The organism is Streptomyces sp. NPDC093094 (assembly GCF_044754345.1).
In the GTDB taxonomy this organism is placed as follows: domain Bacteria; phylum Actinomycetota; class Actinomycetes; order Streptomycetales; family Streptomycetaceae; genus Streptomyces.
Window position 1 is genome coordinate 287536 of the sequence record NZ_JBIVOX010000007.1, and the last position, 23732, is coordinate 311267.

The window sequence follows — 23732 nt, forward strand, 5'->3', positions numbered from 1 at the left end:
AGCAGCTGAATCTTCTTCCGGCTCAACCCTTTCCGTCGCTGCTCCGCGCGTCATCACGGAAGAGCACTTCGTTTCGTTCTGCCTGATCTGTCTGATCTGAACCGGCAGCGAAGCCAGCCACCGCAACGGTGCGGTGCTCCCCGCTTTGTGGACGTGCCAAACATCCCAGCGTCAGGACGTCCCCATTCCGGGCAGTTCCACCCGTTCGCCGGCCGCCTCGCGTTGCCCGTTGCGAAGGAGCCTGCCATGTCGATGATCCGCGACCTGCGTTCCGTAGTGCGCCCCGCCCGTACGTCCCTGCGCAAGGAGACCGGCGGCTACGACACCACGCGCGACCCTCAGACGCCCTCGGCCGTCGTCGACTGCGCGGTGTACCGCGACGGCGCCCGCGTGGACTTCGGCAGGCCCGTCGGACCGCACGAGGCGATGCGTCACGTGCGTCGCGACGGCGGCTTCGTCTGGATCGGCCTGCACGAGCCCACCGAGGCCGAATTCGCCGGTATCGCGAGCGAGTTCGGGCTGCACCCGCTGGCCGTCGAGGACGCCGTGCAGGCCCATCAGCGGCCCAAGCTGGAGCGCTACGACGACTCGCTGTTCACCGTCTTCAAGACCATCCACTACGTCGACCACGACGAGCTCACCGCCACCAGCGAGGTCGTCGAGACCGGCGAGGTGATGTGCTTCACCGGCCGGGACTTCTTCATCACCGTCCGGCACGGCGGCCAGGGCTCGCTGCGCGCACTGCGCCACCGCCTCCAGGACGACCCGGAGCTGCTCGTCAAGGGCCCCTCCGCCGTGCTGCACGCCATCGCCGACCATGTCGTCGACGGCTACATCGCGGTCGCCGACGCGGTGCAGGACGACATCGAGGACGTCGAGACGGAGGTGTTCTCGCCTGGCCGCAAGGGCAGCCCCCGCGGCACCGACGCCGGCCGGATCTACCAGCTCAAGCGCGAGGTGCTGGAGTTCAAGCGGGCCGTGTCCCCGCTGCTGCGGCCCATGCTGCTGCTCAGCGAGCGGCCCATGCGGCTGATCGACCCCGACATCCAGAAGTACTTCCGTGACGTCGCCGACCACCTCGCCCGGGTGCAGGAGCAGGTCATGGGCTTCGACGAGCTGCTCAACTCCATCCTCCAGGCCAACCTGGCGCAGGCGTCCGTCGCGCAGAACGAGGACATGCGCAAGATCACCTCGTGGGCGGCCATCGTCGCCGTACCGACGATGGTGTGCGGGGTCTACGGCATGAACTTCGAGCACATGCCGGAGCTGCGCTGGAAGTTCGGCTACCCCATGGTGCTGGGCATCACCGCCGTGATCTGCCTCGGCATCCACCGCACCCTCAAGCGCAACGGCTGGCTGTGACAGGGCCCCGATAGGCTGGGCGCATGACAAACGAGCTGCTCGACCGGGCCCTCGTCGAGGAGGCCACGAAGAAGTCCGGGCTCATCTGGGTCCGGGGCGCCGGTGCCCCGGCCGCCCGTGCCCTGTGGCACGTGTGGCACGAGGGCGCCGCCTGCGTGGTCGGCGACGGCCCCGGGGAGCAGCCGCTGCCGGGACTGGCCGACGGGTCCGCCGCCGAGGTCACCGTCCGCAGCAAGGACAAGGGCGGCCGGATCGTCGCCTGGTCCGCGACGGCGGTGGAGCTCGCGCCGGACTCCGAGGCGTGGGAGGCGGCGGTCGCCGAGCTGAAGGGCAAGCGGCTCAACGCGCCCGACGGCGAGGCGATGACCGGGCGCTGGTCCCGCGAGTGCCGGGTGGTGCGCCTGGAGCCCACCGGCGCCACCATGTCCCTGCCGGACGGTTCCCTCGCCGAGGCGCCGCTGCCGTCCGCGGCGACGACCCGGCAGCCGGTGCCGGCGGGTCTGCCCCGGCTGCTGTTCAAGGGCCGCAAGCGGCGCTGAGCGCCCGGCCGGCGCCTCGTCGGCCCCGCGCGCCCCTACGACGTGGGCAGCTGCTGCCCGTAGTCGACGGTCTCGTCCTGCGGCGGCTGCTTCAGCGCGAAGTCCTTGCCCCAGTCCGAGAAGCTCAGGGTGCCGGCGCCGCCGGCGCGCACCAGGCGCAGCGGATACGGCTTGCCCTGCAGGGAGACGTCCAGCGTGCCGCCGGAACCCTTGTCCCCGGTGATGCGGACGGTGCGCACGCCCGCCTGCTCGTGACGGCCGTCGGCGGCCAGGGTGCCGTGCAGCGTGAGCAGGCCGTCCAGCAGCACGTCCTTGTCGGTGAAGCCGCTGAACCGCTTGTACGCGGGGTCGCCCTGCGGCACCTTCACATACTTGCCGTCGAGCTTGTCGGCGGCCGCGTCGCCGCCCTCCCCCTCGCCGCCGTCGCCGTCGCCCTTGTCCTTCTCGTGGTCCCAGAAGTCGGCGTCCGCCTTGAGGAAGAGTTCGTCACCGATCCTGAGCAGCTCGAACGACGCCCCCTCGGCGGTCAGGGACCCGCTGCCGCCGTCCGCCTTCAGGCGCATGTCCAGCTGGTAGGTGCGCCCGGCGGCGACCACCGTCCCCGACAGCCGCACCGCGTCCGCGGTACCGGCCGCCGCCCGGGTCTGCGCCTGGATCTTGGCGGGGGACAGCTTGCCGACCCCGTTCGTACCGGCGTCCGGGTCCTCCTCGCTGCACCCCGTGAGCCCCATGCCGGTCACGGCCAGCGCGCACACCGCGCCGGCCAGTGCGATCCTGCGGCGCATACGGCCCTGGGGATTCGAAGTCACAGGTGCAGTGCCTTTCCGGGGTGTCCTTCAGCGGCTACCGCAGAGTACCGGGACCGGAAGTTCCGGTCGGAGGCAGTCCTGGCGGATCGCTCACCGGCCCCGGCGTATTCCCGGCCGCGGCGTCCGCACGGAGTGATGTACGCCCTTCCCGGGGCAGGGCCGGCGCGCCGTACCATCGTCCTTATGGTTACGGAAGACGCGGTGCGCGAGGCACTGGCGACAGTCAACGACCCCGAGATCAACCGGCCCATCACGGAACTCGGGATGGTCAAGTCGGTGGAGATCGCTGCGGACGGAACGGTCGCGGTCACCGTCTACCTGACGGTCTCCGGGTGCCCCATGCGCGACACCATCACCCAGCGGGTGACCGAGGCGGTCTCCCGGGTGGAGGGCGTCACGCGCGTCGACGTCACGCTCGACGTCATGAGCGACGAGCAGCGCAAGGAGCTGGCGGCGGCGCTGCGCGGCGGCCAGACCGAGCGCGAGGTGCCCTTCGCCAAGCCCGGCAGCCTCACCCGTGTCTACGCGGTCGCCTCCGGCAAGGGCGGCGTCGGCAAGTCCTCGGTGACGGTGAACCTGGCGGCGGCGATGGCCGCCGACGGTCTGAAGGTCGGCGTGGTCGACGCCGACATCTACGGCCACTCCGTGCCCCGGATGCTGGGTGCCGACGGACGCCCCACCCAGGTCGAGAACATGATCATGCCGCCGTCCGCGAACGGTGTGAAGGTCATCTCGATCGGCATGTTCACCCCGGGCAACGCCCCGGTCGTGTGGCGTGGCCCGATGCTCCACCGCGCCCTCCAGCAGTTCCTCGCGGACGTCTACTGGGGCGACCTGGACGTCCTTCTGCTCGACCTGCCGCCCGGCACCGGCGACATCGCGATCTCCGTCGCCCAGCTGGTCCCGAACGCCGAGATCCTCGTCGTGACGACGCCCCAGCAGGCGGCGGCCGAGGTGGCCGAGCGGGCCGGCTCCATCGCGGTCCAGACCCACCAGAAGATCGTCGGCGTGGTCGAGAACATGTCCGGCCTGCCCTGTCCGCACTGCGGCGAGATGGTCGACGTCTTCGGCACCGGCGGCGGCCAGCTCGTCGCCGACGGCCTCACCCGTACGACGGGCGCGAACGTCCCCGTCCTCGGCTCCATCCCCATCGACGTCCGTCTGCGCGAGGGCGGCGACGAGGGCAAGCCGGTCGTCCTGACCGACCCCGAGTCCCCGGCGGGCTCGGCCCTGCGCGGCATCGCCGGGAAGCTGGGCGGCCGCCAGCGTGGCCTGTCGGGCCTGTCGCTGGGGATCACCCCGCGCAACAAGTTCTGATCCCCGCCCCGGCGGAGACGACGAAGGGGCGCCGGGTGCCGGCGCCCCTTCGTCGTGCGTACGCGTCACGCGTACGCGGAGATGTCCTTGATCACGGCGAAGCCCAGCCCGTACGCGCTCATGCCCCTGCCGTACGCCCCGACGTGGACGCCCTCCTGGGTCGAACCCGCCAGCACCCAGCCGAACTCGGACTCCCGGTAGTGGAACGGCGTGGGCACCCCGTCCACCGGCAGGGACAGGGTCGACCACTCCGGCCCGGCCAGATCGTCGGCCAGCGCCCACGCGGTCTCCGTCTGCTGGTCCAGCCAGTCGTCGCGCAGCGAGTGGTCCATCTGCCCGGGCCAGGTGAAGGTCAGCAGCCCCACCCCGGCCAGCCACGCCGCCGAGGACACCGTCGTGGCCTCCAGCAGTCCCGTACCGTCCGCGCTCCTGCGGGACGGATGCGCCGCGACGGTCACCACCACCGCGAACTTCTCCCGCTCCTCGGCGTCCCCTCGCACCGAGGGCTCGTCACCGTGTCCGACGGACCCGTGCTCCACGGTCCCGTCGGCCCCGGTCCCGACCTGCATCAGCCAGCGCGGCCCCGTGAACGCCTCGTCGAGGCCGTACCACGGGAAGGGCGCGCTCAGGTAGCCGTCGACCGTGCGCCGGGCGGAGGGAACCTGCTGTCGGCCCTCCGCGGCCGGCGCCTGCGCGGCTGCCTGACTCGTCGTCTCCATGTGCCCGGACGCCTCCTCGCTCTCGTCGGACCGGGCGGCCCGCCCCCCTTCGGGCGTACTCGTCCGCTCCGCACAACAACTCGGCAGCATATCCACACCACCGGGAGGAGCCGGGAAAGCGCCGGGCGCGTGGGGCGTCCGAGCAGGCCGTCCGCGCCCGGCGCGCCGGAGGGCGGCCGCTCGGATCAGGTGGCGTCGGAGTCGAAGGGCGGGCGTTCGTCGCGGTCCGACTCGGGCTTCTTGGCCATGTCGACCCGGCCGCCGCCGCTGTCGCCGGAACCGGTGGACGCCTCGCTGTCGCGGCTGTGGACCGCGTCCGAGACCTCGGCCATCTCCTTCTTGAAGTCGAAGCCGTTGCGGATCTCCTTCAGCCCCAGGTCGTCGTTGTCCATCTGCTTGCGGATGAACGTCCTGGGGTTGAGGTCCTCGAACTCGAAGTCCTTGAAATCGGGGCCGAGTTCCTCGCGGATGTCCTGCTTGGCGCTCTCCGAGAAGTCACGGATCTTCCGGATGGTGCGGGTGACGTCCTGGATGACCTTGGGGAGTTTCTCCGGACCGAAGACGAGCACGGCAAGGACGATGAGCGTCAGCAGCTCGAGCGCTCCCACGTCGTTGAACACCTGAAGCTCCTTTCGATGTCCCGGCCGGGGTCAACGGTACCCGCCGATCCTGTCCGGCCGGTACCGTCCCGTGACCTCCGCGTACGCGTATGGGCCCACTCTGTGCGATTCACGGCAGTTCTGTGCGGAATGTCATCCGTCGTCCGACGAGCCGAGCACGAGGGAGATCGTCCGTTCCCTGCCGTTCCGTTCGACGGTCAGCTCCAGGCGGTCGCCGGGGCGGTGGGCGCGGGTCTTGACGATCAGTTCCTCGCCCGAGTGGATCCGCTGCCCGTCGACCGCCGTGATGACGTCGCCCGCCTCGACGCCGGCCCGGTCGCCGGCGCCGCCGGGCGTCACCGGCGCGCGGCCGCCGCTGGTCCGGGTCCCGACCCTGGCACCGTCGCCCGAGTAGTCCATGTCGAGGGTCACGCCGATGACGGGGTGGGTGGCCCGGCCGGTGTTGATCAGCTCCTCGGCGACCCGCTTGCCCTGGTTGACCGGGATGGCGAAGCCGAGGCCGATCGAGCCGGACTGGCCGCTCTCGGACCCGGTGCCGCCGCCGGCGGAGCGGATCGCCGAGTTGATGCCGATGACACGGCCCCGCGTGTCGAGGAGGGGGCCGCCGGAGTTGCCGGGGTTGATCGGCGCGTCCGTCTGGAGGGCGTCCACGTAGGAGATGTCGCTGCCGTCGCCCTTCTCGCCGCCGGCCGTGATCGGGCGCTGCTTGGCGCTGATGATGCCGGAGGTGACCGTGCCCGCGAGATCGAAGGGGGCGCCGATCGCCACGACCGGGTCGCCGACCTGCACGTTGTCGGAGTTGCCCAGCGGGGCGGGCTCCAGGCCGCTCACTCCCTTGACCCTGACGACGGCCAGGTCGTAGCCGCTGTCCCTGCCGATCAGTTCCGCCTCGGCGGTGTCGCCGCTGTGGAAGGTCACGGTGATCTCGCCGTCCTCGCCCGCGGGCTCCACGACGTGGTTGTTGGTCAGGATGTGCCCTCGGTCGTCGAGCACGAAGCCGGTGCCGGTGCCCTGCTGCTCGCTGCCGCGCACATGCAGTGTGACCACACTGGGCAGGGCCCGCGCCGCGATGCCGGCCACGCTGTCCGGAGCCCGCCCGGCGGGCTCCTTCCCGGCCTGCGGAAGCTCCACGCCGCCGACGCCGCCGTTGCGCTCCAGGTACGTCCCCACGGCCCCGCCGACGCCACCGGACACCAGCGCCAGCAGCACGGCCCCCAGGACCAGTGCCCTGCGGCCCCGGCGTCTGCGCTGCCCGATCCCGGGAACGGCCTCGCCCATCTGCTGGAGCGGACCGGCGGCCCAGGGGTCGTAGCGCCGCCAGGGATCGGCGGGGACGGGGGCGGTCCCGGGTATGGAGGTCCCGGGTATGGAGGTGCCGGGAGGCGGGGACACGGCGCTGTCGGGCCCGGCCGCCGCAGGCGCGGGGGCGGGCGCCTCCGCGCCGTGCGGCACGGCCGGGACCTGCGTCTCCGCACCGTGGGCCGTCTGCGGCACCGGCAGGTGCGTCCCGTGGGACGGGGTCGCCGCCGGATGCTGCACCGGCGGTGCGGGCGCCCATGGGCCGGGCTCGCCGTAGGGCGGTGTGCTGTAGGGGTCGGGGTCGTGCAGGGGCCTGGGCCGCTCCACGGCGGCGGGGCCGGGTGCGGGCACCGGCGGCACGGCGTCCTCGGTGGACACCGGCTCCCGCCCGGCGTCCGGCGGTGTCCCGAGAGGTGCGTCCACGGCAGGCGCGGACTCCGCGGCGGCCCGCACCCCGTCCCCGGCTCCCGCGGGGTCCTCCTCGGGGCGTCGCAGCTCGAAGTCCCCCTCGCCGGAGGGGGCCACGTCCGCGCCGGTCCCCGTCGCCGCGGCCCCGGTGGCCGCGGGCGAGGCCGTGTCACCCGGGACGCCGGCGGCTCTCGCTCCGTCCGCCGGGGCGCCCGGGGCCGCCGGGCGTTCCAGCTCGAAGTCGCCTTCCGGGCCGGTCGGGGCCGGACGGCCCGAAGGGTCCGGCGTGGGCTTGCCCTCGTTCATGCTCTCCCCACAGCTGGCCACGGCACGGCAGTCGCAGGCGCTGGCCGCGGCTCGTCGAACTTTGCCGCCGCGCCCGGCCGCCTGCCGCGGGCACGGCCCACCCCGGATTCAACCAGGTTCGCGCGCCGGCGCGCAGGGCCCGGTCAGCGGTTCCGGGAGGCGGAAGGGGCTGCGGTCGGGTCGGGGTCGGGGGCGGCGAGCAGGCTCGGCGGGGTGAGGCCGGGCGTCGTGGACCAGGTGCTCAGACCGAGCGGCGAGGCCGTCGGGAAAGGGCGTATGAGCGGGGACATGACGGCGGCACCGACGACCACCGGCGTGGTGATCGTGTGGGGCGGGGACTGCTCGTGGGCGGCCGTCACCCCGGGCAGCAGCGGTGCCGACATCTGGGTGGGCGCGACCGCGGAGTCACCGGCGGACTGCCGGCCGCCCTGCCCCTGGGCGAGCAGCGGACCGCCCGCGCGGCGGCGCTGGTTCTCCGGCGCCGCGGCCGAACCGGTGCCGCCCGTGCGGGCCGGTGTCACATTGCTGCCGCCGGAACCGCCGCGGGGCTCACCGGTGTCACCGGGAACGCCCGTGGTGACCCCGCCGAGCGCGATCGCGGCGAGGGACACCGCTCCGGCGGCGACGAACGCGAACCGGCGCCCGCGCGAGGCGGAACGCTCGGCCTCGGAACGGCCCACGTCATGGATGCGGAAGCCGCGTCCCGGCACGGGGCCGGACTGCAGGACGGGAGCGGAGTGCGCACCCGCGGGGACGTAGCCGAACTCGAAGCGCTCGCCGCGCCTCACGCCGAACACTCCGGCGGGCCGTCCGCCCAGTCCCGCGGCGAACCCTCCCCCGGCGGACGGCGAGCCACCGCCGTCCAGGTCACCCCCCGCCGGAAGTCCCTGGAGCCGGGCCAGCAGGCTTTCGGAGGGGGGAGGCGGGGCCGCCTCCGCGAAGACGTTCTTCAGACGGCGCTGTGCGTCCACCTCGGCCTTGCACTTCGGGCAGGTCGCCAGATGGGCCAGTACACGCTCGCGCGTCTCATGACCGAGCTCGCCGTCGACCAGGGCGGCGAGTCGATCTCCCAGATGCTGCTCTGCGAGGCGCTCCTCAGCAGGTTTCGGCCATGATCCACTCACGCGGACGCGCCCCCTCCTCCCAGTGCGGGAATGCGGGAGGCGAAGGAGCGCCGCTCGGCACGCGCCTGCGGCGAGCGGTGGGCGAGGGCCTTGCGCAGCTGGGAGCGGCCGCGGTGGATCCGGGACCGGACGGTGCCGAGCTTGACGCCGAGGGTCGCGGCGATCTCCTCGTAGGACAGTCCCTCGATGTCGCACAGGACGACGGCCGCGCGGAACTCGGGCGCGAGGGTGTCGAGGGCCTGCTGGACGTCGGCGTCGAAGTGCGCGTCGTTGAAGACCTGCTGGGGGTTCGGCTCACGGCTGGGCAGCCGCTCGGCGGCGTCCTCGCCCAGGGTGTCGAAGCGGATGCGCTGCTTGCGCCGGACCATGTCCAGGAACAGGTTCGTGGTGATGCGGTGCAGCCAGCCCTCGAAGGTGCCCGGCGAGTAGGTCGACAGGGAGCGGAAGACGCGGACGAAGACCTCCTGGGTGAGGTCCTCGGCGTCGTGCTGATTGCCCGTGAGACGGTAGGCGAGCCGGTAGACCCGGCCGCTGTGCATGCTGACGATCTCCTCCCAGGTGGGCGGAGTCCACGCCTGCCCGTCCGCGTCGGTGGAGAAGGTCGCGGTCTGGGTCTGGCCAGCGGCGTGGCTGGGGTCAGCGGCAGTGTCGTTCACGGATCTCGGCCTGCCCGCCGACCCGAGAAAGCGCCGCAGCACTCCTCCCCGATCCACAGGCGCAGCCGCACCTCCCCTGTCGGCTCTGGTGGTGTCCAGCGGAGCCCCTACCATAGCCACCTCGCCCGTTAGGACCGGATAAGCGGTTTTACGAGAATTTGATCTGTGCTGATACGGCTCATACGGCTGCGTCAGCAGTTGCTCGGCGCCCCGCCCGTCGTCGTGATCCAACTGTGTCCCCCCGTACTCGTCCACACCCCTCTAAACGCCTGGTCCCATCTGCGGGTTCCCGGCACCAACGGATACAGTCACGCCGAGACAATGAGGGGACAGGAGAGGGTCATCACCGGCAACCGGCCGACGAGCTGGGCGTTCGCCGACGCCTATGTCGCCGAGGACGAGACGCTGCACTGGGCCCGCGAGCGGGCCCGGGAGGCAGGGCTGCGTCCGGTGACCCCGGGCACCGGCGCCGCGCTGCGGCTGCTCGCCGCCTCGGTGGACGCCAAGGCCGTCGCGGAGATCGGCACCGGGACCGGTGTCTCCGGCCTCCACCTGCTGCACGGCATGCGCCCCGACGGCGTCCTGACCACCGTCGACCCCGAGCCGGAGCACCAGCAGTTCGCCCGTCAGGCATTCCGCGCCTCCGGTTTCGCCAGCAACCGTGCCCGCTTCATCCCGGGCCGCGCACTGGACGTGCTCCCCCGTCTCGCCGACGCCGGCTACGACCTCGTCTTCTGCGACGGCGACCGGCTGGAGGTCCTGGAGTACCTCGCTGAATCGTTGCGCCTGCTGCGTCCGGGCGGTCTGGTGGCCTTCGAGGGCGTCTTCGCGAGCGGCCGCACGGTGGACTCCGGGCCCCAGCCCACGGAGGTCGTACGGCTGCGGGAGCTGCTGCGCGCGGTGCGGGAGAGCCAGGAACTGGTGACGTCGCTGCTCCCGGTGGGCGACGGACTGCTGTGCGCGGTCAGGCGCTGACGAGCCGCCCCCGGGCGACCGGCCGCCCCTGAGAAGTCCGGCCCGCCTCCGAGGTCCGGCCGGCTCCGGAGCACGATCCGCCTGTACGTCCGGCCGGCTCCGGGAAGTCCGCTCCGCCCCGAAGAACCGGCCCGCACCGGAAGAACCGGCCCGCACCGGGGACGGAGGACCGGCGCGCACCGGGACCGACGGGCCTCTCCTCGCCGGGGGCCTGGGCGGACCAGCCCCTCCCCGTACGGGAACGCAGTCGCCCCGGCACCGGGTCCGGTGCCGGGGCGACTGAAAGGGTATGGTCGCCTGCGCGTCAGCCCACAACCTTCTTGAGGGCATCGCCGAGCGCGTCGGCCTCGTCAGGGGTCAGCTCGACGACAAGCCGACCGCCGCCTTCGAGCGGAACGCGCATGACGATGCCCCGCCCCTCCTTGGTCACCTCGAGCGGGCCGTCGCCCGTCCGCGGCTTCATGGCCGCCATGCTCGTTCCCCTTCCTGAAACCAGCTCATCGTCAAAGCCGACGGCCCGTAGACGGGGCACAGCCCCTCGGGAGGGCAGGCGCGGTCCTTGCGCAGGACACGCGACACCGGCATCGAACACATTGCTTCCAAGCCATTATCCCGCATCTCACGACCCGATGACCAACATCAGTCGGCATCGCTTGGGCAACGCGCGCGAGCAAAACCACCCAATTCGGGGATGTGGCTGCGATACTGCGCGGCCGCACACCCCTCCTCCGCCTCCGAACGGTGTTCGTTTCTTTGACGCAGGTCACACCTCTGCCGCGGTCCGTGTCCGCCATGCTGTCCTTCGGACATCACGGCGTACCGACCGGTACGCCGTGCCGCGACTCCTGAGGGGATGCCCCATGGCCGACACCGTGCTCTACGAGGTGAGCGACGGGCTGGCGACGATCACGCTGAACCGCCCCGAGGCGATGAACGCGCTGAACGTCGCGACGAAGGTTGCGCTGCGGGACGCCGCGCGGGCGGCCGCGGACGACTCGGCCGTTCGGGCGATCCTGCTGACCGCGGCGGGCGACCGGGCCTTCTGCGTGGGCCAGGACCTCAAGGAGCACATCGGGCTGCTCGCCGCGGACCGCGCCGCGGGCGGGGGCCAGACGATGAGCACGGTGCGGGAGCACTACAACCCGATCGCCCGCGCCCTCGTGGAGGCGCCCAAGCCGGTCGTCGCCGCGGTGAACGGCGTCGCCGCCGGGGCCGGCTTCGGCTTCGCGCTGGCCGCCGACTACCGCCTCGTGGCGGACACGGCCTCCTTCAACACGTCCTTCGCGGGCGTCGCCCTGACCGCGGACTCCGGGATCTCCTGGACGCTGCCGCGGGTCGTCGGGCCCGGCCGCGCCACCGACCTGCTGCTCTTCCCCCGGAACATCAAGGCCCAGGAGGCGCTGGAGCTGGGCATCGCCAACCGGCTCGTGCCCGCGGCGGAGCTTCGCGAGGAGGCCGGGAAGCTGGCGCGCTCCCTGGCCGAGGGGCCGACCGTGGCCTACGCGGCGCTGAAGGAGTCCGTGGCCTACGGACTCACCCACTCCTTCTCCGAGACGCTGGACAAGGAGGACGAGCTGCAGGCCCGTGCCGGGGCGTCCGAGGACCACGCCATCGCCGTGCAGGCGTTCGTGAACAAGGAGAAGCCGAAGTATCTGGGCCGGTAGGCCGCCGGAGGCCCCGGGAGCCCGGGGCCTCAGCGCCGCCGGGGGGTGCGGGGCGTCCGCGGCTGTTCGCGCGGCTCCCCGTGCCCCTGGGGGGCGCCCCGGCTGACGCACTCCTCCAGGTGATCGTCCACCAGGCCGCACGCCTGCATCAGGGCGTACGCCGTGGTCGGACCCACGAAGCGCAGGCCCCGCTTCTTCAGGGCCTTCGACAGGGCCGTCGACTCCGGGGTCACCGCGGGGACGTCCGACAGCGTCTTCGGCACGGGCCGCGTCGCCGCGTCCGGGGCGAAGGACCAGATCAGGGCGTCCAGCTCGCCCGGCTCCCAGCCGGCGAGCACCTTGGCGTTGGCCATCGTCGCGTCGATCTTGGCGCGGTTGCGGATGATGCCCGGGTCGGCGAGGAGACGGTCGCGGTCGGTCTCGGTGAAGGCCGCCACCTCGGCGATCAGGAAGCCGCTGAAGCCCGCCCGGAAGCCGGGGCGGCGGCGCAGGATCGTGATCCAGGAGAGGCCGGACTGGAAGGCTTCCAGGCTGAGGCGTTCGAAGAGGGCGTCGTCGCCGTGGACCGGGCGGCCCCACTCCTCGTCGTGGTACGCCACGTAGTCCTCGGTGGACAGGGCCCAGGGGCAGCGCAGCGCGCCGTCGGGGCCCGCGAGCGCCGTGCCCTCGCTCACTGCTCGTCCTCCGGACGGGGCTTGTCCAGCGGCACCCGGGGCGCGGACGCACGGGCGCCGGCCAGGGCGGACTCCAGGTCGCTGATCCGGGCGTCCCGCTCGGCGAGTTCGGCGGCGAGACGGTTCAGTGCGTCGTCCACGTCGGCCATGCGGTAGCCGCGGGCGGCGAGCGGGAAACGCAGGGCGTCCACGTCGGCGCGGCTCACCGGCCGGTCCGGCGGCAGGGGGTCGCGCAGCCGCTCGGGCACCGCCTCGGGCAGGGGTCCGCCGCCCTCGCCGCCGCCGACCACGGCCAGTGTCACCGCGCCGACCACGACGGCGAGCGCGAGAACCAGGAACAAGAACATAACCATCGCTGAGGTCCCCAGGATCGGCGCCGAATGTGTCAGGGTCCGATCGTGCCATGCGACGTCGGCGGTTAGGGTCGCAGACGGCCAACACCGGCGTGGAAGAGGAGAGGTCACAGGGGATGCTCAGGCTGGGCAAGCGGGAGTTCGACCCGCACGAGCCGGTGATCATGGCGATCGTCAACCGGACCCCGGACTCCTTCTACGACCGGGGAGCCACGTTCCGCGACGAGCCGGCGCTCGCACGCGTCGAGCAGGCGGTGGCCGACGGCGCCGCGATCATCGACATCGGCGGGGTCAAGGCCGGACCCGGCGAGGAGGTCACGGCCGAGGAGGAGGCGCGGCGCACGGTCGGTTTCGTCGCCGAGGTCAGGCGGCGCTTCCCGGACGTGGTGATCAGCGTCGACACCTGGCGGCACGAGGTCGGCGAGGCCGTGTGCGAGGCGGGCGCGGACCTGCTGAACGACGCGTGGGGCGGGGTCGACCCCAGGCTCGCGGAGGTCGCCGCGCGCCACCGGGTGGGTCTGGTGTGCACGCACGCGGGCGGGGCGGAGCCGCGGACCCGGCCGCACCGGGTGACGTACGACGACGTGATGGCGGACATCCTGCAGGTGACGGTCGGTCTCGCCGAGCGTGCCGTCGCGCTCGGGGTGCCGCGGGAGTCGGTGCTGATCGATCCGGGGCACGACTTCGGCAAGAACACCCGGCACAGCCTGGAGGCCACCCGGCGGCTGCCGGAGATGGTGGAGACGGGCTGGCCGGTGCTGGTGTCGCTGTCCAACAAGGACTTCGTCGGCGAGACGCTCGACCGGCCCGTCAAGGAGCGGGTGCTGGGCACGCTCGCGACGACCGCGGTGTCCGCGTGGCTCGGCGCGCAGGTGTACCGGGTGCACGAGGTGGCCGAGACCCGCCAGGTGCTGGACATGGTCGCGGCCATCGCGGGCCACCGGCAGCCGACGGTGGCCCGCAGGGGCCTCGCCTGAGAGGCCGTACGGCCGTCAGACCGGGGGCATCCGGTCCCGTCCCGCCTCCTTGGACACCAGGGCGACGGCCTCGTGCACGTCGTCCGTGACATGGAACAGCAGCAGATCCTTCTCGGCGGCCTTGCCCTCGGCGATCACCGTGTTCCGCAGCCAGTCGACCAGGCCGCCCCAGTACGCGCTGCCGAACAGCACGATCGGGAAGCGGGTGACCTTCTGGGTCTGGACGAGGGTGAGGGCCTCGAACAGCTCGTCGAGGGTGCCGAGACCGCCGGGCAGGACGACGAAGCCCTGCGCGTACTTGACGAACATCATCTTCCGGACGAAGAAGTACCGGAAGTTCAGGCCGATGTCGACGTAGGGGTTGAGCCCCTGCTCGAAGGGCAGCTCGATGCCCAGGCCGACGGAGGTGCCGCCGGCCTCGCAGGCGCCCTTGTTCGCGGCCTCCATCGCGCCGGGGCCGCCGCCGGTGATGACGGCCCAGCCCGCCTCGACCAGGCCGCGGCCCAGCCGCACCCCGGCGTCGTACTCCGGGGAGTCGACGGGGGTGCGGGCGGAGCCGAACACGCTGATCGCGGGCGGGAGCTCGGCGAGCGTGCCGAAGCCCTCGATGAACTCCGACTGGATGCGCAGGACCCGCCAGGGGTCGGTGTGCACCCAGTCCGAGGGTCCGCCCGCGTCCAGCAGGCGCTGGTCGGTGGTGCTGGCGGTGACCTGGCTGCGTCGCCGGAGGACCGGTCCGAGGCGCTGCTCCTCCGGCTGTGTGCCGTCCTCAGGAATGCGAGTGGCCATGTGCGCTCCCTCCGCTCGGGTCTTTCCACCTCAGCGTAGATCTACGCGGGTTACGCGCGGGGGACGTCGGCATGTCCGCCGTGCAGCGGCCCGCGGCGGACCCCTACGCGGTCAGCCAGTTCCGCAGGCGCTCCTCGCCCGCGAGGATCTTCGCCGTCTCGACGCGTTCGTCGCGCTTGTGCGCCAGATGCGGGTTGCCCGGCCCGTAGTTGACCGCGGGGACGCCGAGGGCGCTGAAGCGGGAGACGTCCGTCCAGCCGTACTTGGGCTGCGGGGTGCCGCCGACCGCCTCGATGAAGGCCGCGGCGGCCGGGTGGGACAGACCGGGCAGGGCGGCGCCGCTGTGGTCGTCGATCACGAACTCCTCGACGCCGCAGTCCGCGAACACCTCCCGGACGTGCGCGACGGCCTCCTCGGCGGTGCGGTCCGGGGCGTAGCGGAAGTTGACGGCGACCACGCACTCGTCGGGGATGACGTTGCCGGCCACGCCGCCCTCGATGCGCACCGCGTTCAGGCCCTCGCGGTACTCCAGGCCGTCGATGACCGGGTTGCGCGGGCGGTACTCGGCGAGGCGGGCGAGGATCGGGGCGGCCGCGTGGATGGCGTTGGAGCCCATCCAGCTGCGTGCGGAGTGGGCCCGCTCGCCCCTGGTCCTCAGCAGCACCCGCAGCGTGCCCTGGCAGCCGCCCTCGACCTGGCCGTCGGAGGGCTCCAGCAGCACCGCGAAGTCGCCGGCCAGCCAGTCGGGGTGGGCCTCGGCGACGTGCTTGAGGCCGTTGAGGTCGGCGGCGACCTCCTCGTTGTCGTAGAAGACGAACGTCAGATCGCGGTTGGGGGCCGGGACGGTCGCCGCGATCCGCAGCTGGACGGCCACGCCCGCCTTCATGTCGCAGGTGCCGCAGCCCCACAGCACGCCGTCCTCGTCGAGGCGCGAGGGCACGTTGTCCGCGATGGGCACCGTGTCGATGTGCCCCGCGAGGATCACGCGCTCGGCCCGGCCCAGGTCCGTCCGGGCCACGACGTTGTTGCCGTACCGGTCCACCGTCAGATGCGGAAGGGTGCGCAGCACGCTCTCGATCGCGTCCGCGAGGGGCTTCTCGGTGCCGCTCTCGGAGGGGAGGTCCACGAGCTGCGCGGTCAGCAGGGCGGCGTCCAGGGTGAGGTCAAGCGGGGTGTCGGCCATGGCGCCGACCCTATCCCCGGAGTCCGTTCCCGTGCTGTGTCCAACCGGCACGCCGGGACGCGGGCGACCTCGGCTACCTTGTACGGCGTGTCCGAGCCGTCCCCCCTCCCCAGGCGCCGAGGCCGCACCGGTGCGGCCTTCCTCGTGCTGCTCGCGCTCGCCGCGTACCTCGTCGTGCAGTACGTCAGCGGCGGCGCCGGCGAGCCGGACTGCCAGGTCGTCGCGGCCGACGGCGGCGGCGCGTACACGTTCACGCCGGAGCAGGCGGTGAACGCGGCGACGATCACGGCGGTGGGCGTCGGCCGGGGTCTGCCGGAGCGCGCGGTGACGATCGCGCTGGCGACGGCGCTGCAGGAGTCCGCGCTGCGCAACATCGAGCACGGCGACCGTGACTCGCTGGGCCTGTTCCAGCAGCGGCCCTCCCAGGGCTGGGGCACCCCGCGGCAGATCATGGACCCGGCCTACGCGGCGGGCATGTTCTACGCGCACCTGGAGAAGGTGCCCGGCTACACCGGGCTGCCGCTCACCGACGCCGCCCAGCGGGTGCAGCGCAGCGGCTATCCGCTGGCGTACGCCAAGCACGAGCGGGACGCCACGCTGCTCGCGGCCGCGCTCACCGGGCGTGCCGCGGCCACGCTGACCTGCAAGGGCCGGCCGGCGGACGGCGCGGCCGCGGCGGGTCCCGACGCGGTGCGCTCGGCGCTGGTGCGGGACTTCGGGCGCGACGCGATGGCTCCCGCGGGCGCGGAGGTGGGCGCGGCGGGCGCGGCCGCCGGTCCCGAGGACGACGGCGGGCGGACGGTGAGCGTGCCGGCCGAGTCGCGCCGGCGCGGCTGGCAGCTGGCGCACTGGGCGGTGGCCAACGCCTCGGCGCTGCGGATAGAGCGTGTGTCGTACGCCGGCCGGCAGTGGACGGCGGGGACCACCGACAGCGAGTGGCGCCGGACGGCCGGGGCGGACGAGGTACGGATCGTCACCGTTCAGTAGTGCGGCCGCCCACTCGCACGGGTGGTGCGGGCTTCGCCGGGGCGACGGCGTGCGCGGGCTCTCGCGGGGGTGTCTCTCCGCCTCCCGTTCCCTTGGGAACCAAGAGCTGTAAGGATTCCGCAGATCCTTTCCGCGGCCTCCCTTTGCCCGTTTTTATCCACAACAGATAATGCGACGCATTACCAACTCTTTACGTCGGGTCGCCGCAACCTCGGCGGACTTCGAGCGGTAGTCACGGTGTCCGCGCCCTGTCAATCGCCGGGTGCGGTCGGACACTTCCCCGTTTCCTCCCGTCGAAGGAGCATCATGACCCTCCCCCTGACCCGCCGGATCGCCCGTGCCGCGCTGCTCGTCGCCGCGGGGGCGGCTGCCGGGGTCGGTGCGGCCGGCTCCGCGAGCGCGGCCCCCTCGCTGCCCGCCGCCCCGGACCTGGGCGGCCTCACCGCCCTGGACGGGGCGGGCGTGGGCAAGGCCGTCGAGAACGGCGGCAAGGCCGCGAAGAAGGCCGCGCCCGTGGTGCAGCAGGCCGCCGGGGAGGCGGCCGGCACCACCGGCGACGTCCTCGGCGACACCACCTCCACCGCCACGAAGGGCGGCCTGCCGACGGACTCCCTCACCAAGGGCGGGCTGCCCACGCAGTCCCTGCCGACGAAGGGCCTGCCCACGAAGGGCCTGCCACTGGGCGGCTGACGCTGAGCGGCTGACGCGTCACGCCGGACACGGCGACGGGGCCCGGGGATCCTCTCCCCCGGGCCCCGTCGCCGTGTCCGCGCTCTCAGGCCGTGAGCCGCTTCACCGCCGCGGCGACCCGCTCGTCCGTCGCCGTCATCGCCACGCGCACGAACCGTCCGCCGGCCGTGCCGTAGAAGTCTCCGGGGGCCACCAGGACGCCGAGCCCGGCCAGGTGGGCCACGGTGTCCCAGCAGGACTCGTCGCGCGTCGCCCACAGATAGAGACTGGCCTCGCTGTGCTCGATGCGGAAACCGTGCGCCAGCAGCGCGTCCCGCAGGGCGGTGCGGCGGGCGGCGTAGCGCTCACGCTGCTCGGCCACGTGCGTGTCGTCGCCGAGCGCCGCCACGACCGCCGCCTGGGTCGGCGCCGACGTCATCATGCCGCCGTGCTTGCGGATCTCCAGCAGCGGCCCGAGCACGGCCGGGTCGCCGGCGAGGAACGCGGCCCGGTAGCCCGCGAGGTTCGACCGCTTCGACAGCGAGTGCACCGAGACGATGCCGTCGTACGAGCCGCCGTTGACGTCCGGGTGCAGCACCGAGACCGGGTCCGCCTCCCAGCCCAGCTCCAGGTAGCACTCGTCGGAGAAGACCAGCACGCCGTGCTCGCGGGCCCAGGCGACGATCCGGGTCAGCTCCTCCTTGGACAGCACCTTGCCGGTCGGGTTCGACGGCGAGTTGAGCCACAGCAGCTTCAGCCCCGCCGGGTCCAGCTCGGCCGGATCGTCGTAGACCTCGTGCTCCGCGCGCGCCAGCCGGGCGCCGACCTCGTACGTCGGGTAGGCGAGGCGCGGATACGCGACCCGGTCGCCGGGGCCGAGGCCCAGCTGGGTCGGCAGCCAGGCCACCAGTTCCTTGGAGCCGACGATCGGCAGGACGTGCCGGTGCGTCACGTCCCGGGCGCCCAGTCGGCGTGTCACCCAGCCGGTGAGCGCGTCCCGCAGCTCGGGCGTGCCCCACACGGTCGGATAGCCCGGCGAGTCGGCCGCGGCGACCAGCGCCTTCCGGATCAGCTCGGGCACCGGGTCGACCGGGGTGCCGACCGACAGGTCGACGATGCCGTCGGGGTGCGCCGCGGCCGTCTTCTTGTACGGCTCCAGCTTGTCCCAGGGGAAGGCGGGCAGGCGGTCGGAGAGAGCGGACACGGGTGCTTGGCTCACTTTCTGGTCGTACGGGCCGCCGGTCGGCGCTTGCGCAAACGCCTCGGTCCCGTACGGCGACCAGAGCGGTGATCAGACCGTACGGGACCGAGGCGGCGCGGGTGGGTGGGCCGCCGTCAGCCGTTCTGCGGGTCGAGCGCGGCGATGAACGGGTGGTCGCGCTCGATCAGACCCAGCTTGCTGGCGCCGCCCGGGGAACCCAGGTCGTCGAAGAACTCGACGTTCGCCTTGTAGTAGTCCTTCCACTCCTCCGGAGTGTCGTCCTCGTAGAAGATCGCCTCGACCGGGCAGACCGGCTCACAGGCACCACAGTCGACGCATTCGTCCGGGTGGATGTACAAGGACCGCTGGCCCTCGTAGATGCAGTCGACCGGGCACTCCTCGATGCACGCCTTGTCCTTCACGTCGACACAAGGCTGCGCGATGACGTAGGTCACGCTGTCGTTCCTCCTCGATAGGGCGCTGGCGGGCCTCCTCAGGCTCCGCCGCCTGGCGCGCGGGAGCGCGGCGTCGTCGATGCCCGCCCCTAGTATCTCCGTTCCTGGGCATGATCCGAACAGGAGGGGTGGAACGACCTGTGGAAATCTCCGCGGCCGGGCGCCTTGAGGTCCGCATCACCGCTGCTGACGTGGGCAAACGTGTGTCAGTGAGGCGCTTGAGGGGTGAGGGTGACTCGGTGGAGAAATTCACCGACACGGTGGGTGTTCTCACATCATGGGACAACGGTGTGCTGGTGATCACACGCCGCGACGGCGAACAGGTCAGGATCGAGGAATCCTCCCTGGTCGCGGGCAAGACCGTGCCCGCCGCCCCCGCGCGCCGCAGAGGCCCTTCCGCGACCTACGAGGAGCTCGCCCGGGTGTCCGCGCGCGCCTGGCGGCCCGTGGAGAGCGAGCGGCTCGGCGCGTGGGAGCTGCGCGCCGCCGCCGGATTCACCCGGCGTGCCAACTCGGTGCTGCCGCTCGGCGATCCCGGAGTGCCGCTGGACGAGGCGCTGACGGCCGTGCGCCGCTGGTACGGCGCACGCGGCCTGCCCGCCTACCTCCAGACCGCCACCGGCGCCGAGGGCACCCAGGAGGTGCTGCACGCGGAGCTGGAGCGGCGCGGGTGGACGCGCGAGGTGTCCGCCGAGCTGTGGACCGCGGCCCTGGCACCGCTCGCCGACCTGCGGGAACCCGGCGGGGTGACGCTGTCCCGGACCGCGGACGAGGCATGGCTGGCGCGCTACCGGCGCAAGGGGCTGAGCGAGGTGGCCCTGCGGGTCCTCGGCAGCGGGCCGTCCGTGTGGTTCGCGTCGGTGCCCGGGGAGGGCACCGCTCCCGCCGCGATCGGGCGGCTGGTCGTGGACGGCCGCTGGGCCGGCTTCGCCGCCGTGGAGGTCGACCCCGAGCGGCGGCGCCAGGGGCTCGCCACGGCCGTGATGGCCGCGCTCGCCCGGCAGGCCCTGGACGAGGGCGCGTCCGCCGCCTGGCTCCAGGTGGAGACGGACAACGCCTCCGCGCGCACCCTCTACGCCCGGGCCGGGTTCACCGCGCACCACGCGTACCACCACCACCGCGAACCCGGAACCTCCGGCCCGGCCCGGTAGCGATCACCCTGAGAGGGCACCAGCCAGATATGCGTCCCCCCTGTCCCCCCTCCCCGAAGCGCTCCGCCGAACTGCGCCGCCGGTTCGCCGAGGAGGCCCGCGCCGAGCGGCCCGACCTGTCGCTGCTGTGCCTGCTGGTGGGCGCGGAGGCCGACGGCACGCTGGACGAGGCGGGCATGGACGCCGTCCAGATCGAGCTGGACGAGCTGGCCGGGCGGCTGCCGTACCGGCCCGGCTCGCCGCACGCCTGGGCCGTGGCGCTGCGCGACCTGCTGGGCGAGGGGCTCGGCTTCCACGGGACCCCCGCGGACTACCAGCGCCTGGAGTCGTCCCTCCTGCACCAGGTCGTGCGGCGGCGGCGCGGGCTGCCGATCCTGCTGTCGGTGGTGTGGATCGAGGTGGCCCGCCGGGCCGGGGCGCCGGTGTACGGGGTCGCCCTGCCCGGGCACTTCGTCGTCGGCTTCGGGCCCACCCCGTCCCAGGTGCTCGCGGACCCGTTCGACGGGGGCCGGGTGCTGACCGGGACGGACGCGGACCTGCTGGTGGCCGGGGCGACCGGGGCGCCCCTGGAGTCCTCCATGCTCGTGCCCGCGACGCCGCTGGAGGTCGTCTCGCGGATCCTCAACAACATCCGCGCGTGGGCCGCGGCCCGGCCCGAACGCTCGGACGTCGCCCTGTGGGCGGTGGAACTGGCCCTGCTGGTCCCCTCCCACCCCGCGCTGCTGCGCTACGAGAAGGGCCAGGTGCTGGTCCGCCGGGGCGACTTCGTCGCGGGGGCACAGGAGATGGAGGAGTACGCCGACCTGGTCGAGGTCGTCGACGAGGCCCTGGCGGGGCGGGTGCGCGCGGAGGCCCGGACGGCCCGGGCGCTGCTGAACTAGGAGCTGCCGCGCCGAGGCCGGCCCGGCCGGGACGGCAGCCCCCGGGGAACGGCGGAGGGGCACCCGGTGGTCCACCGGGTGCCCCTCCGCCGTTCTGCCCTGTCCGTTCCCGGCTCAGTTCGGGTTGGTCTCGATGACGCCCGTGCGCTCTTCCCCGGTCCTGCCGCGCAGCGCCTTGCGCAGGGCCGAGACGACGTCCTGCGGGAGGACGCCGCGCTTTCCGGTGGCGGTCTCGATCTCGACGCCGTCGAAGGTGCCTCCGTACGCCTCCTTGAGGGCGTCCAGGTCGTAGGTGTCGACGAGCTTTCCGTCGACGGCCTTGACGCCGAGGATCTTCGGCAGGGAGACCGGGCCGAAGTCGATCTTGTGCGCGTCGTCGGTCTTGACGGTGACGAGGGCGGACATCGCGGGCTCCGCGAACTCCTTCATCATCCGGTCGACCTCGGCGTTGCTGATCGTCGGCTGCCTGGTGGCGGTCGGGACCTGCACCGGCGCGGCCGCACCCGACTCGACCTGGGCGCGGAAGGCGTCCTCGACGGCCTGGCCGGCCTGGTCGACGGCGATGCCCTTGCCGGGCTTGCCGTAGACCGCGACCGCCTTGCCCGAGTCGAAGCTGATCGTGCCCTCGGTCCCCGAGCCGGCGCCGCCTGCGGCCGTCTCCAGGGCGGAGTGCAGCTTCTCCTCGTCGACCGGCATGACCGGCTCGACGACCCGCCCGCTGCCGAAGAGGGACCCGATCACCGAGACGGGGTTGTAGTCGCTGGTCGCGGCCTCCCGCACGGTGGCCTGCGTGTCGAACTGGAGGCCCGCCTGGTCCGGCTTCAGCGCGACCGTGTCGCCGCCGACGGACAGTTTCAGCGGATTGACGACCCGGTCGCCGAATGCCTCGTCCAGCTTCTTGACGGCCTCGTCGCGGGTGCCGCCGCCGATGTCCACGCCGAGCACGGTGGTGCCCTTGGGCACGTCGGAGTGGTTCATCAGCAGCCCGGCCCCGTAGGCGACACCCCCGAGCACGAACGCGCCGACGCCGAGCAGGACCAGCTTGTTGCGGCCCTTCTTCTTCGGGCGGGCCGGCGCCGCGGCGGGTGCGCTCTGCCGCACCGGCTCGGGCAGCCTCGGCGGGGTGTGCGCCCCGGGGGCGTCGGTGCCCGGACCGGAGAAGTCCTGGGCAGCCGGGGGGACGACCGGGATGCCGCTGGTGACGGTGTGGCCGGAGACGTTGTCCGCGGGACCGCCGAAGCCGCCGGGCGGTTCGGGGGCCTGGATCTGCGGCGTGAGGATCGCGGTGTCGTCGCTCAGGCCGCCGCCGGGACCGGGATAGGCCGCGCCGGGGGCACCGGGGGCCATGCCGGGGACGGTGGACACGGGGCCGCGCCCGGGCGCCTGGCCGGGACGCGGAGCGCCCGGTCCTCCCGGGACCTGGGAGCCGCCGCCCTGCACCGGGGGCACCGCCGGGCCGTCGCCGGTCACCGGGCCGCCGGTGGGGCCCGCGGGCCCCCGGGAGCCGCGCGGGCCGCCCCGGCCGTCCTGGCCGCCGGAGCCGTTCCGGGCGCCGGCACCGTTCGGGCTGCCGGAGCCGGTGGGGGCGCCGGAGCCGTTCGGGCCACCGGAGCCGTTCGGGCCACCGGAGAAGTACGGCAGGTCGTCGCGGCGCGGCTCGTCGGTGCCCGGGCGGGCACCGCCGCCCCGCGGACCGGCCGCCAGCGCCTCGGTCACGTCGAAGGAGCCGGTGCCTCCGCCGTGCCCCGGCGCCACGGGGCCGCCGGTCGCACCCGGGAGCCCGGCGCCGTTGGTGCCGCCCGGGCGGGAGCCGCCCGGCAGGTTCATGGAGCCGACCACGCCACCGGGACGCGCGCCGCCGGACGTGGCAGCACCTCCGGACGCGGGCGCACTCGCGCCGGGACGCGGGCCGGACTGTCCGGACTGCCCACCCTGCCCGGCTTGTCCGCTCTGCCCGTTCGGGGCGGATGTGCCCGAAGGGGCGGGCGCGGAGGCGCCGTTGGCCGGCGCGCCGCCCTGACCGGGCTTGCCGCCGCCGGACTTGCGCGGCGCGAACCAGTCGCTCGCCTTCTCCTCCGCGGCCGGCGCGGGCGGAGCGGGCGGAGCGGACTGGGCCGACGGCGCCTGCGGGGCGGCCTGCGCGGGCTCGGCGGGAGCCTCGGCGGCCGGCGCGGCAGGAGCGCCGCTCCGCGCCGCGGGCACCTCGGGCTCGCCGCGGCCGTCCGCGCCGTCGTTCCCGGTGACGGGCTTGCGCATCACGACCGGCGGGATGGGCCGGGATCCGGGGATGTTGATCCGGATCCTGGTCGTCAGCGTGGTCTCGGTCTTGCGCTCCTCGGGCGCGGGCGGACGGGCCGTGCCCGCGCCGTCGGCGGCGACCACAGGGGTGCCGTACGGCGGCGTGCCCGAAGGGTATGCGGCCCCGCCGCGCCCGTTGGGCCCGGAGGACGGACTGTCAGTTTCACGACTCAAGACAAGTTCTCCCGGTTGGCTCCGCCGCCCGTTGCGACCTCACTCTGCTTGGGGGGTTCCCCCGGCCCGGACGAAGTCGAGCGCTGGGGGAGGCTCGGCGGCGCGCACCACCATACTGGCCGCTTGTGGCGCGTATCCCACG

24 protein-coding genes are annotated in these 23732 nt (G+C 73.4%); 10 read left to right on the plus strand and 14 right to left on the minus strand.

Features of this window, described 5'->3' with window-relative positions; genetic code table 11:
- The first annotated feature begins 246 nt into the window (after positions 1–246).
- Positions 247–1362, plus strand: coding sequence for a magnesium and cobalt transport protein CorA (locus ACIQGV_RS17380; RefSeq protein ID WP_402495516.1), 1116 nt, complete (start codon positions 247–249; stop codon positions 1360–1362).
- 23 nt (positions 1363–1385) lie between these two features.
- Positions 1386–1901, plus strand: coding sequence for a hypothetical protein (locus ACIQGV_RS17385; protein WP_402495518.1), 516 nt, complete (start codon positions 1386–1388; stop codon positions 1899–1901).
- Between the two features lie 35 nt (positions 1902–1936).
- On the opposite strand, the gene ACIQGV_RS17390 is transcribed toward ACIQGV_RS17385, so the two are convergent.
- Positions 1937–2710 carry a hypothetical protein gene (locus ACIQGV_RS17390; protein WP_402495521.1) on the minus strand — a complete coding sequence of 258 codons (774 nt, stop codon included), beginning with the start codon at positions 2708–2710 and terminating at the stop codon, positions 1937–1939.
- Between the two features lie 183 nt (positions 2711–2893).
- On the opposite strand from ACIQGV_RS17390, the gene ACIQGV_RS17395 reads away from it, so the two are divergent.
- Positions 2894–4027, plus strand: coding sequence for an Mrp/NBP35 family ATP-binding protein (locus tag ACIQGV_RS17395; protein ID WP_402495523.1), 1134 nt, complete (start codon positions 2894–2896; stop codon positions 4025–4027).
- A gap of 65 nt (positions 4028–4092) precedes the next feature.
- Here the strand turns inward: ACIQGV_RS17395 and ACIQGV_RS17400 are convergent, their stop codons facing one another.
- The 5 genes from ACIQGV_RS17400 to sigE form a co-directional block, all read right to left on the minus strand.
- Positions 4093–4746: a hypothetical protein gene (locus ACIQGV_RS17400; protein ID WP_402495525.1), complete on the minus strand. Its 654-nt coding sequence runs from the start codon at positions 4744–4746 to the stop codon at positions 4093–4095.
- A gap of 185 nt (positions 4747–4931) precedes the next feature.
- The gene (locus ACIQGV_RS17405; protein WP_402495527.1) at positions 4932–5366 is read right to left on the minus strand and encodes a sec-independent translocase; all 435 of its coding nucleotides are present in this window, start codon (positions 5364–5366) and stop codon (positions 4932–4934) included.
- 132 nt (positions 5367–5498) lie between these two features.
- Entirely contained in the window at positions 5499–7379 is a 1881-nt protein-coding gene (locus ACIQGV_RS17410; protein ID WP_402495530.1) for a trypsin-like peptidase domain-containing protein, read from the minus strand.
- A 143-nt stretch (positions 7380–7522) separates the two neighbouring features.
- Entirely contained in the window at positions 7523–8503 is a 981-nt protein-coding gene (locus tag ACIQGV_RS17415; protein ID WP_402495532.1) for an anti-sigma factor family protein, read from the minus strand.
- Entirely contained in the window at positions 8500–9273 is a 774-nt protein-coding gene (sigE, locus tag ACIQGV_RS17420) for an RNA polymerase sigma factor SigE (RefSeq protein WP_402495861.1), read from the minus strand. Before sigE ends, ACIQGV_RS17415 begins: the two co-directional genes overlap by 4 nt.
- A gap of 207 nt (positions 9274–9480) precedes the next feature.
- On the opposite strand from sigE, the gene ACIQGV_RS17425 reads away from it, so the two are divergent.
- The gene (locus tag ACIQGV_RS17425; protein ID WP_402495535.1) at positions 9481–10134 is read left to right on the plus strand and encodes an O-methyltransferase; all 654 of its coding nucleotides are present in this window, start codon (positions 9481–9483) and stop codon (positions 10132–10134) included.
- Between the two features lie 304 nt (positions 10135–10438).
- Here the strand turns inward: ACIQGV_RS17425 and ACIQGV_RS17430 are convergent, their stop codons facing one another.
- Positions 10439–10606, minus strand: a complete 168-nt coding sequence (locus tag ACIQGV_RS17430; RefSeq protein WP_003966491.1) for a DUF3117 domain-containing protein — start codon at positions 10604–10606, stop codon at positions 10439–10441.
- A gap of 388 nt (positions 10607–10994) precedes the next feature.
- Between ACIQGV_RS17430 and ACIQGV_RS17435 the strand changes: the two genes are divergently transcribed.
- Positions 10995–11798 (plus strand): enoyl-CoA hydratase/isomerase family protein, encoded by an 804-nt coding sequence (locus ACIQGV_RS17435; RefSeq protein WP_402495537.1) that lies wholly within the window; start codon positions 10995–10997, stop codon positions 11796–11798.
- A gap of 29 nt (positions 11799–11827) precedes the next feature.
- Here ACIQGV_RS17435 and ACIQGV_RS17440 read toward each other — a convergent pair whose 3' ends face one another.
- The gene (locus ACIQGV_RS17440; RefSeq protein ID WP_402495539.1) at positions 11828–12472 is read right to left on the minus strand and encodes a DNA-3-methyladenine glycosylase I; all 645 of its coding nucleotides are present in this window, start codon (positions 12470–12472) and stop codon (positions 11828–11830) included.
- Positions 12469–12819, minus strand: coding sequence for a DivIVA domain-containing protein (locus ACIQGV_RS17445; RefSeq protein ID WP_402495863.1), 351 nt, complete (start codon positions 12817–12819; stop codon positions 12469–12471). The genes ACIQGV_RS17440 and ACIQGV_RS17445 overlap by 4 nt, the downstream gene beginning before the upstream one ends.
- A 122-nt stretch (positions 12820–12941) precedes the next feature.
- Between ACIQGV_RS17445 and folP the strand changes: the two genes are divergently transcribed.
- Positions 12942–13802 (plus strand): dihydropteroate synthase, encoded by an 861-nt coding sequence (folP, locus tag ACIQGV_RS17450; RefSeq protein ID WP_402495541.1) that lies wholly within the window; start codon positions 12942–12944, stop codon positions 13800–13802.
- Between the two features lie 15 nt (positions 13803–13817).
- On the opposite strand, the gene ACIQGV_RS17455 is transcribed toward folP, so the two are convergent.
- Together ACIQGV_RS17455 and dapE are read right to left on the minus strand one after the other, a co-directional pair.
- Complete coding sequence (locus ACIQGV_RS17455; protein ID WP_402495543.1) at positions 13818–14591, minus strand: TIGR00730 family Rossman fold protein; 774 nt, start codon at positions 14589–14591, stop codon at positions 13818–13820.
- Between the two features lie 103 nt (positions 14592–14694).
- On the minus strand, positions 14695–15774 hold the full coding sequence (gene dapE / locus ACIQGV_RS17460; RefSeq protein WP_402495545.1) for a succinyl-diaminopimelate desuccinylase: 1080 nt from the start codon (positions 15772–15774) through the stop codon (positions 14695–14697).
- A gap of 87 nt (positions 15775–15861) precedes the next feature.
- Here dapE and ACIQGV_RS17465 point away from each other — a divergent pair, with 87 nt between their 5' ends.
- Together ACIQGV_RS17465 and ACIQGV_RS17470 are read left to right on the plus strand one after the other, a co-directional pair.
- Positions 15862–16761, plus strand: a complete 900-nt coding sequence (locus ACIQGV_RS17465) for a heavy metal transporter (RefSeq protein WP_402495547.1) — start codon at positions 15862–15864, stop codon at positions 16759–16761.
- A gap of 306 nt (positions 16762–17067) precedes the next feature.
- Entirely contained in the window at positions 17068–17451 is a 384-nt protein-coding gene (locus tag ACIQGV_RS17470; protein ID WP_402495549.1) for an ATP-binding protein, read from the plus strand.
- Between the two features lie 85 nt (positions 17452–17536).
- Here ACIQGV_RS17470 and ACIQGV_RS17475 read toward each other — a convergent pair whose 3' ends face one another.
- Both ACIQGV_RS17475 and fdxA read right to left on the minus strand, forming a co-directional pair.
- Positions 17537–18634 carry a bifunctional succinyldiaminopimelate transaminase/glutamate-prephenate aminotransferase gene (locus ACIQGV_RS17475; RefSeq protein ID WP_402495866.1) on the minus strand — a complete coding sequence of 366 codons (1098 nt, stop codon included), beginning with the start codon at positions 18632–18634 and terminating at the stop codon, positions 17537–17539.
- A 131-nt stretch (positions 18635–18765) separates the two neighbouring features.
- Positions 18766–19086: a ferredoxin gene (gene fdxA, locus ACIQGV_RS17480; RefSeq protein WP_402495551.1), complete on the minus strand. Its 321-nt coding sequence runs from the start codon at positions 19084–19086 to the stop codon at positions 18766–18768.
- Between the two features lie 140 nt (positions 19087–19226).
- On the opposite strand from fdxA, the gene ACIQGV_RS17485 reads away from it, so the two are divergent.
- Complete coding sequence (locus ACIQGV_RS17485) at positions 19227–20237, plus strand: GNAT family N-acetyltransferase (protein WP_402495553.1); 1011 nt, start codon at positions 19227–19229, stop codon at positions 20235–20237.
- Between the two features lie 29 nt (positions 20238–20266).
- Positions 20267–21118, plus strand: a complete 852-nt coding sequence (locus ACIQGV_RS17490; RefSeq protein ID WP_402495555.1) for a tetratricopeptide repeat protein — start codon at positions 20267–20269, stop codon at positions 21116–21118.
- Between the two features lie 114 nt (positions 21119–21232).
- Here the strand turns inward: ACIQGV_RS17490 and ACIQGV_RS17495 are convergent, their stop codons facing one another.
- On the minus strand, positions 21233–23590 hold the full coding sequence (locus tag ACIQGV_RS17495) for a hypothetical protein (RefSeq protein WP_402495557.1): 2358 nt from the start codon (positions 23588–23590) through the stop codon (positions 21233–21235).
- Positions 23591–23732 lie beyond the last annotated feature (142 nt).

What these genes read in the sequence shown, in the direction of transcription:
- dapE (WP_402495545.1), bottom strand. Translation starts at nt 15,774, where the DNA reads ATGGCCGACACCCCGCTTGACCTCACCCTGGACGCCGCCCTGCTGACC.
- ACIQGV_RS17410 (WP_402495530.1), bottom strand. Translation starts at nt 7,379, where the DNA reads ATGAACGAGGGCAAGCCCACGCCGGACCCTTCGGGCCGTCCGGCCCCG.
- ACIQGV_RS17400 (WP_402495525.1), bottom strand. Translation starts at nt 4,746, where the DNA reads ATGGAGACGACGAGTCAGGCAGCCGCGCAGGCGCCGGCCGCGGAGGGC.
- sigE (WP_402495861.1), bottom strand. Translation starts at nt 9,273, where the DNA reads ATGGTAGGGGCTCCGCTGGACACCACCAGAGCCGACAGGGGAGGTGCG.
- ACIQGV_RS17490 (WP_402495555.1), top strand. Translation starts at nt 20,267, where the DNA reads ATGCGTCCCCCCTGTCCCCCCTCCCCGAAGCGCTCCGCCGAACTGCGC.
- ACIQGV_RS17380 (WP_402495516.1), top strand. Translation starts at nt 247, where the DNA reads ATGTCGATGATCCGCGACCTGCGTTCCGTAGTGCGCCCCGCCCGTACG.
- folP (WP_402495541.1), top strand. Translation starts at nt 12,942, where the DNA reads ATGCTCAGGCTGGGCAAGCGGGAGTTCGACCCGCACGAGCCGGTGATC.
- ACIQGV_RS17470 (WP_402495549.1), top strand. Translation starts at nt 17,068, where the DNA reads ATGACCCTCCCCCTGACCCGCCGGATCGCCCGTGCCGCGCTGCTCGTC.
- ACIQGV_RS17385 (WP_402495518.1), top strand. Translation starts at nt 1,386, where the DNA reads ATGACAAACGAGCTGCTCGACCGGGCCCTCGTCGAGGAGGCCACGAAG.
- ACIQGV_RS17425 (WP_402495535.1), top strand. Translation starts at nt 9,481, where the DNA reads ATGAGGGGACAGGAGAGGGTCATCACCGGCAACCGGCCGACGAGCTGG.
- ACIQGV_RS17455 (WP_402495543.1), bottom strand. Translation starts at nt 14,591, where the DNA reads ATGGCCACTCGCATTCCTGAGGACGGCACACAGCCGGAGGAGCAGCGC.
- ACIQGV_RS17435 (WP_402495537.1), top strand. Translation starts at nt 10,995, where the DNA reads ATGGCCGACACCGTGCTCTACGAGGTGAGCGACGGGCTGGCGACGATC.
- ACIQGV_RS17430 (WP_003966491.1), bottom strand. Translation starts at nt 10,606, where the DNA reads ATGGCGGCCATGAAGCCGCGGACGGGCGACGGCCCGCTCGAGGTGACC.
- ACIQGV_RS17445 (WP_402495863.1), bottom strand. Translation starts at nt 12,819, where the DNA reads ATGTTCTTGTTCCTGGTTCTCGCGCTCGCCGTCGTGGTCGGCGCGGTG.
- ACIQGV_RS17395 (WP_402495523.1), top strand. Translation starts at nt 2,894, where the DNA reads ATGGTTACGGAAGACGCGGTGCGCGAGGCACTGGCGACAGTCAACGAC.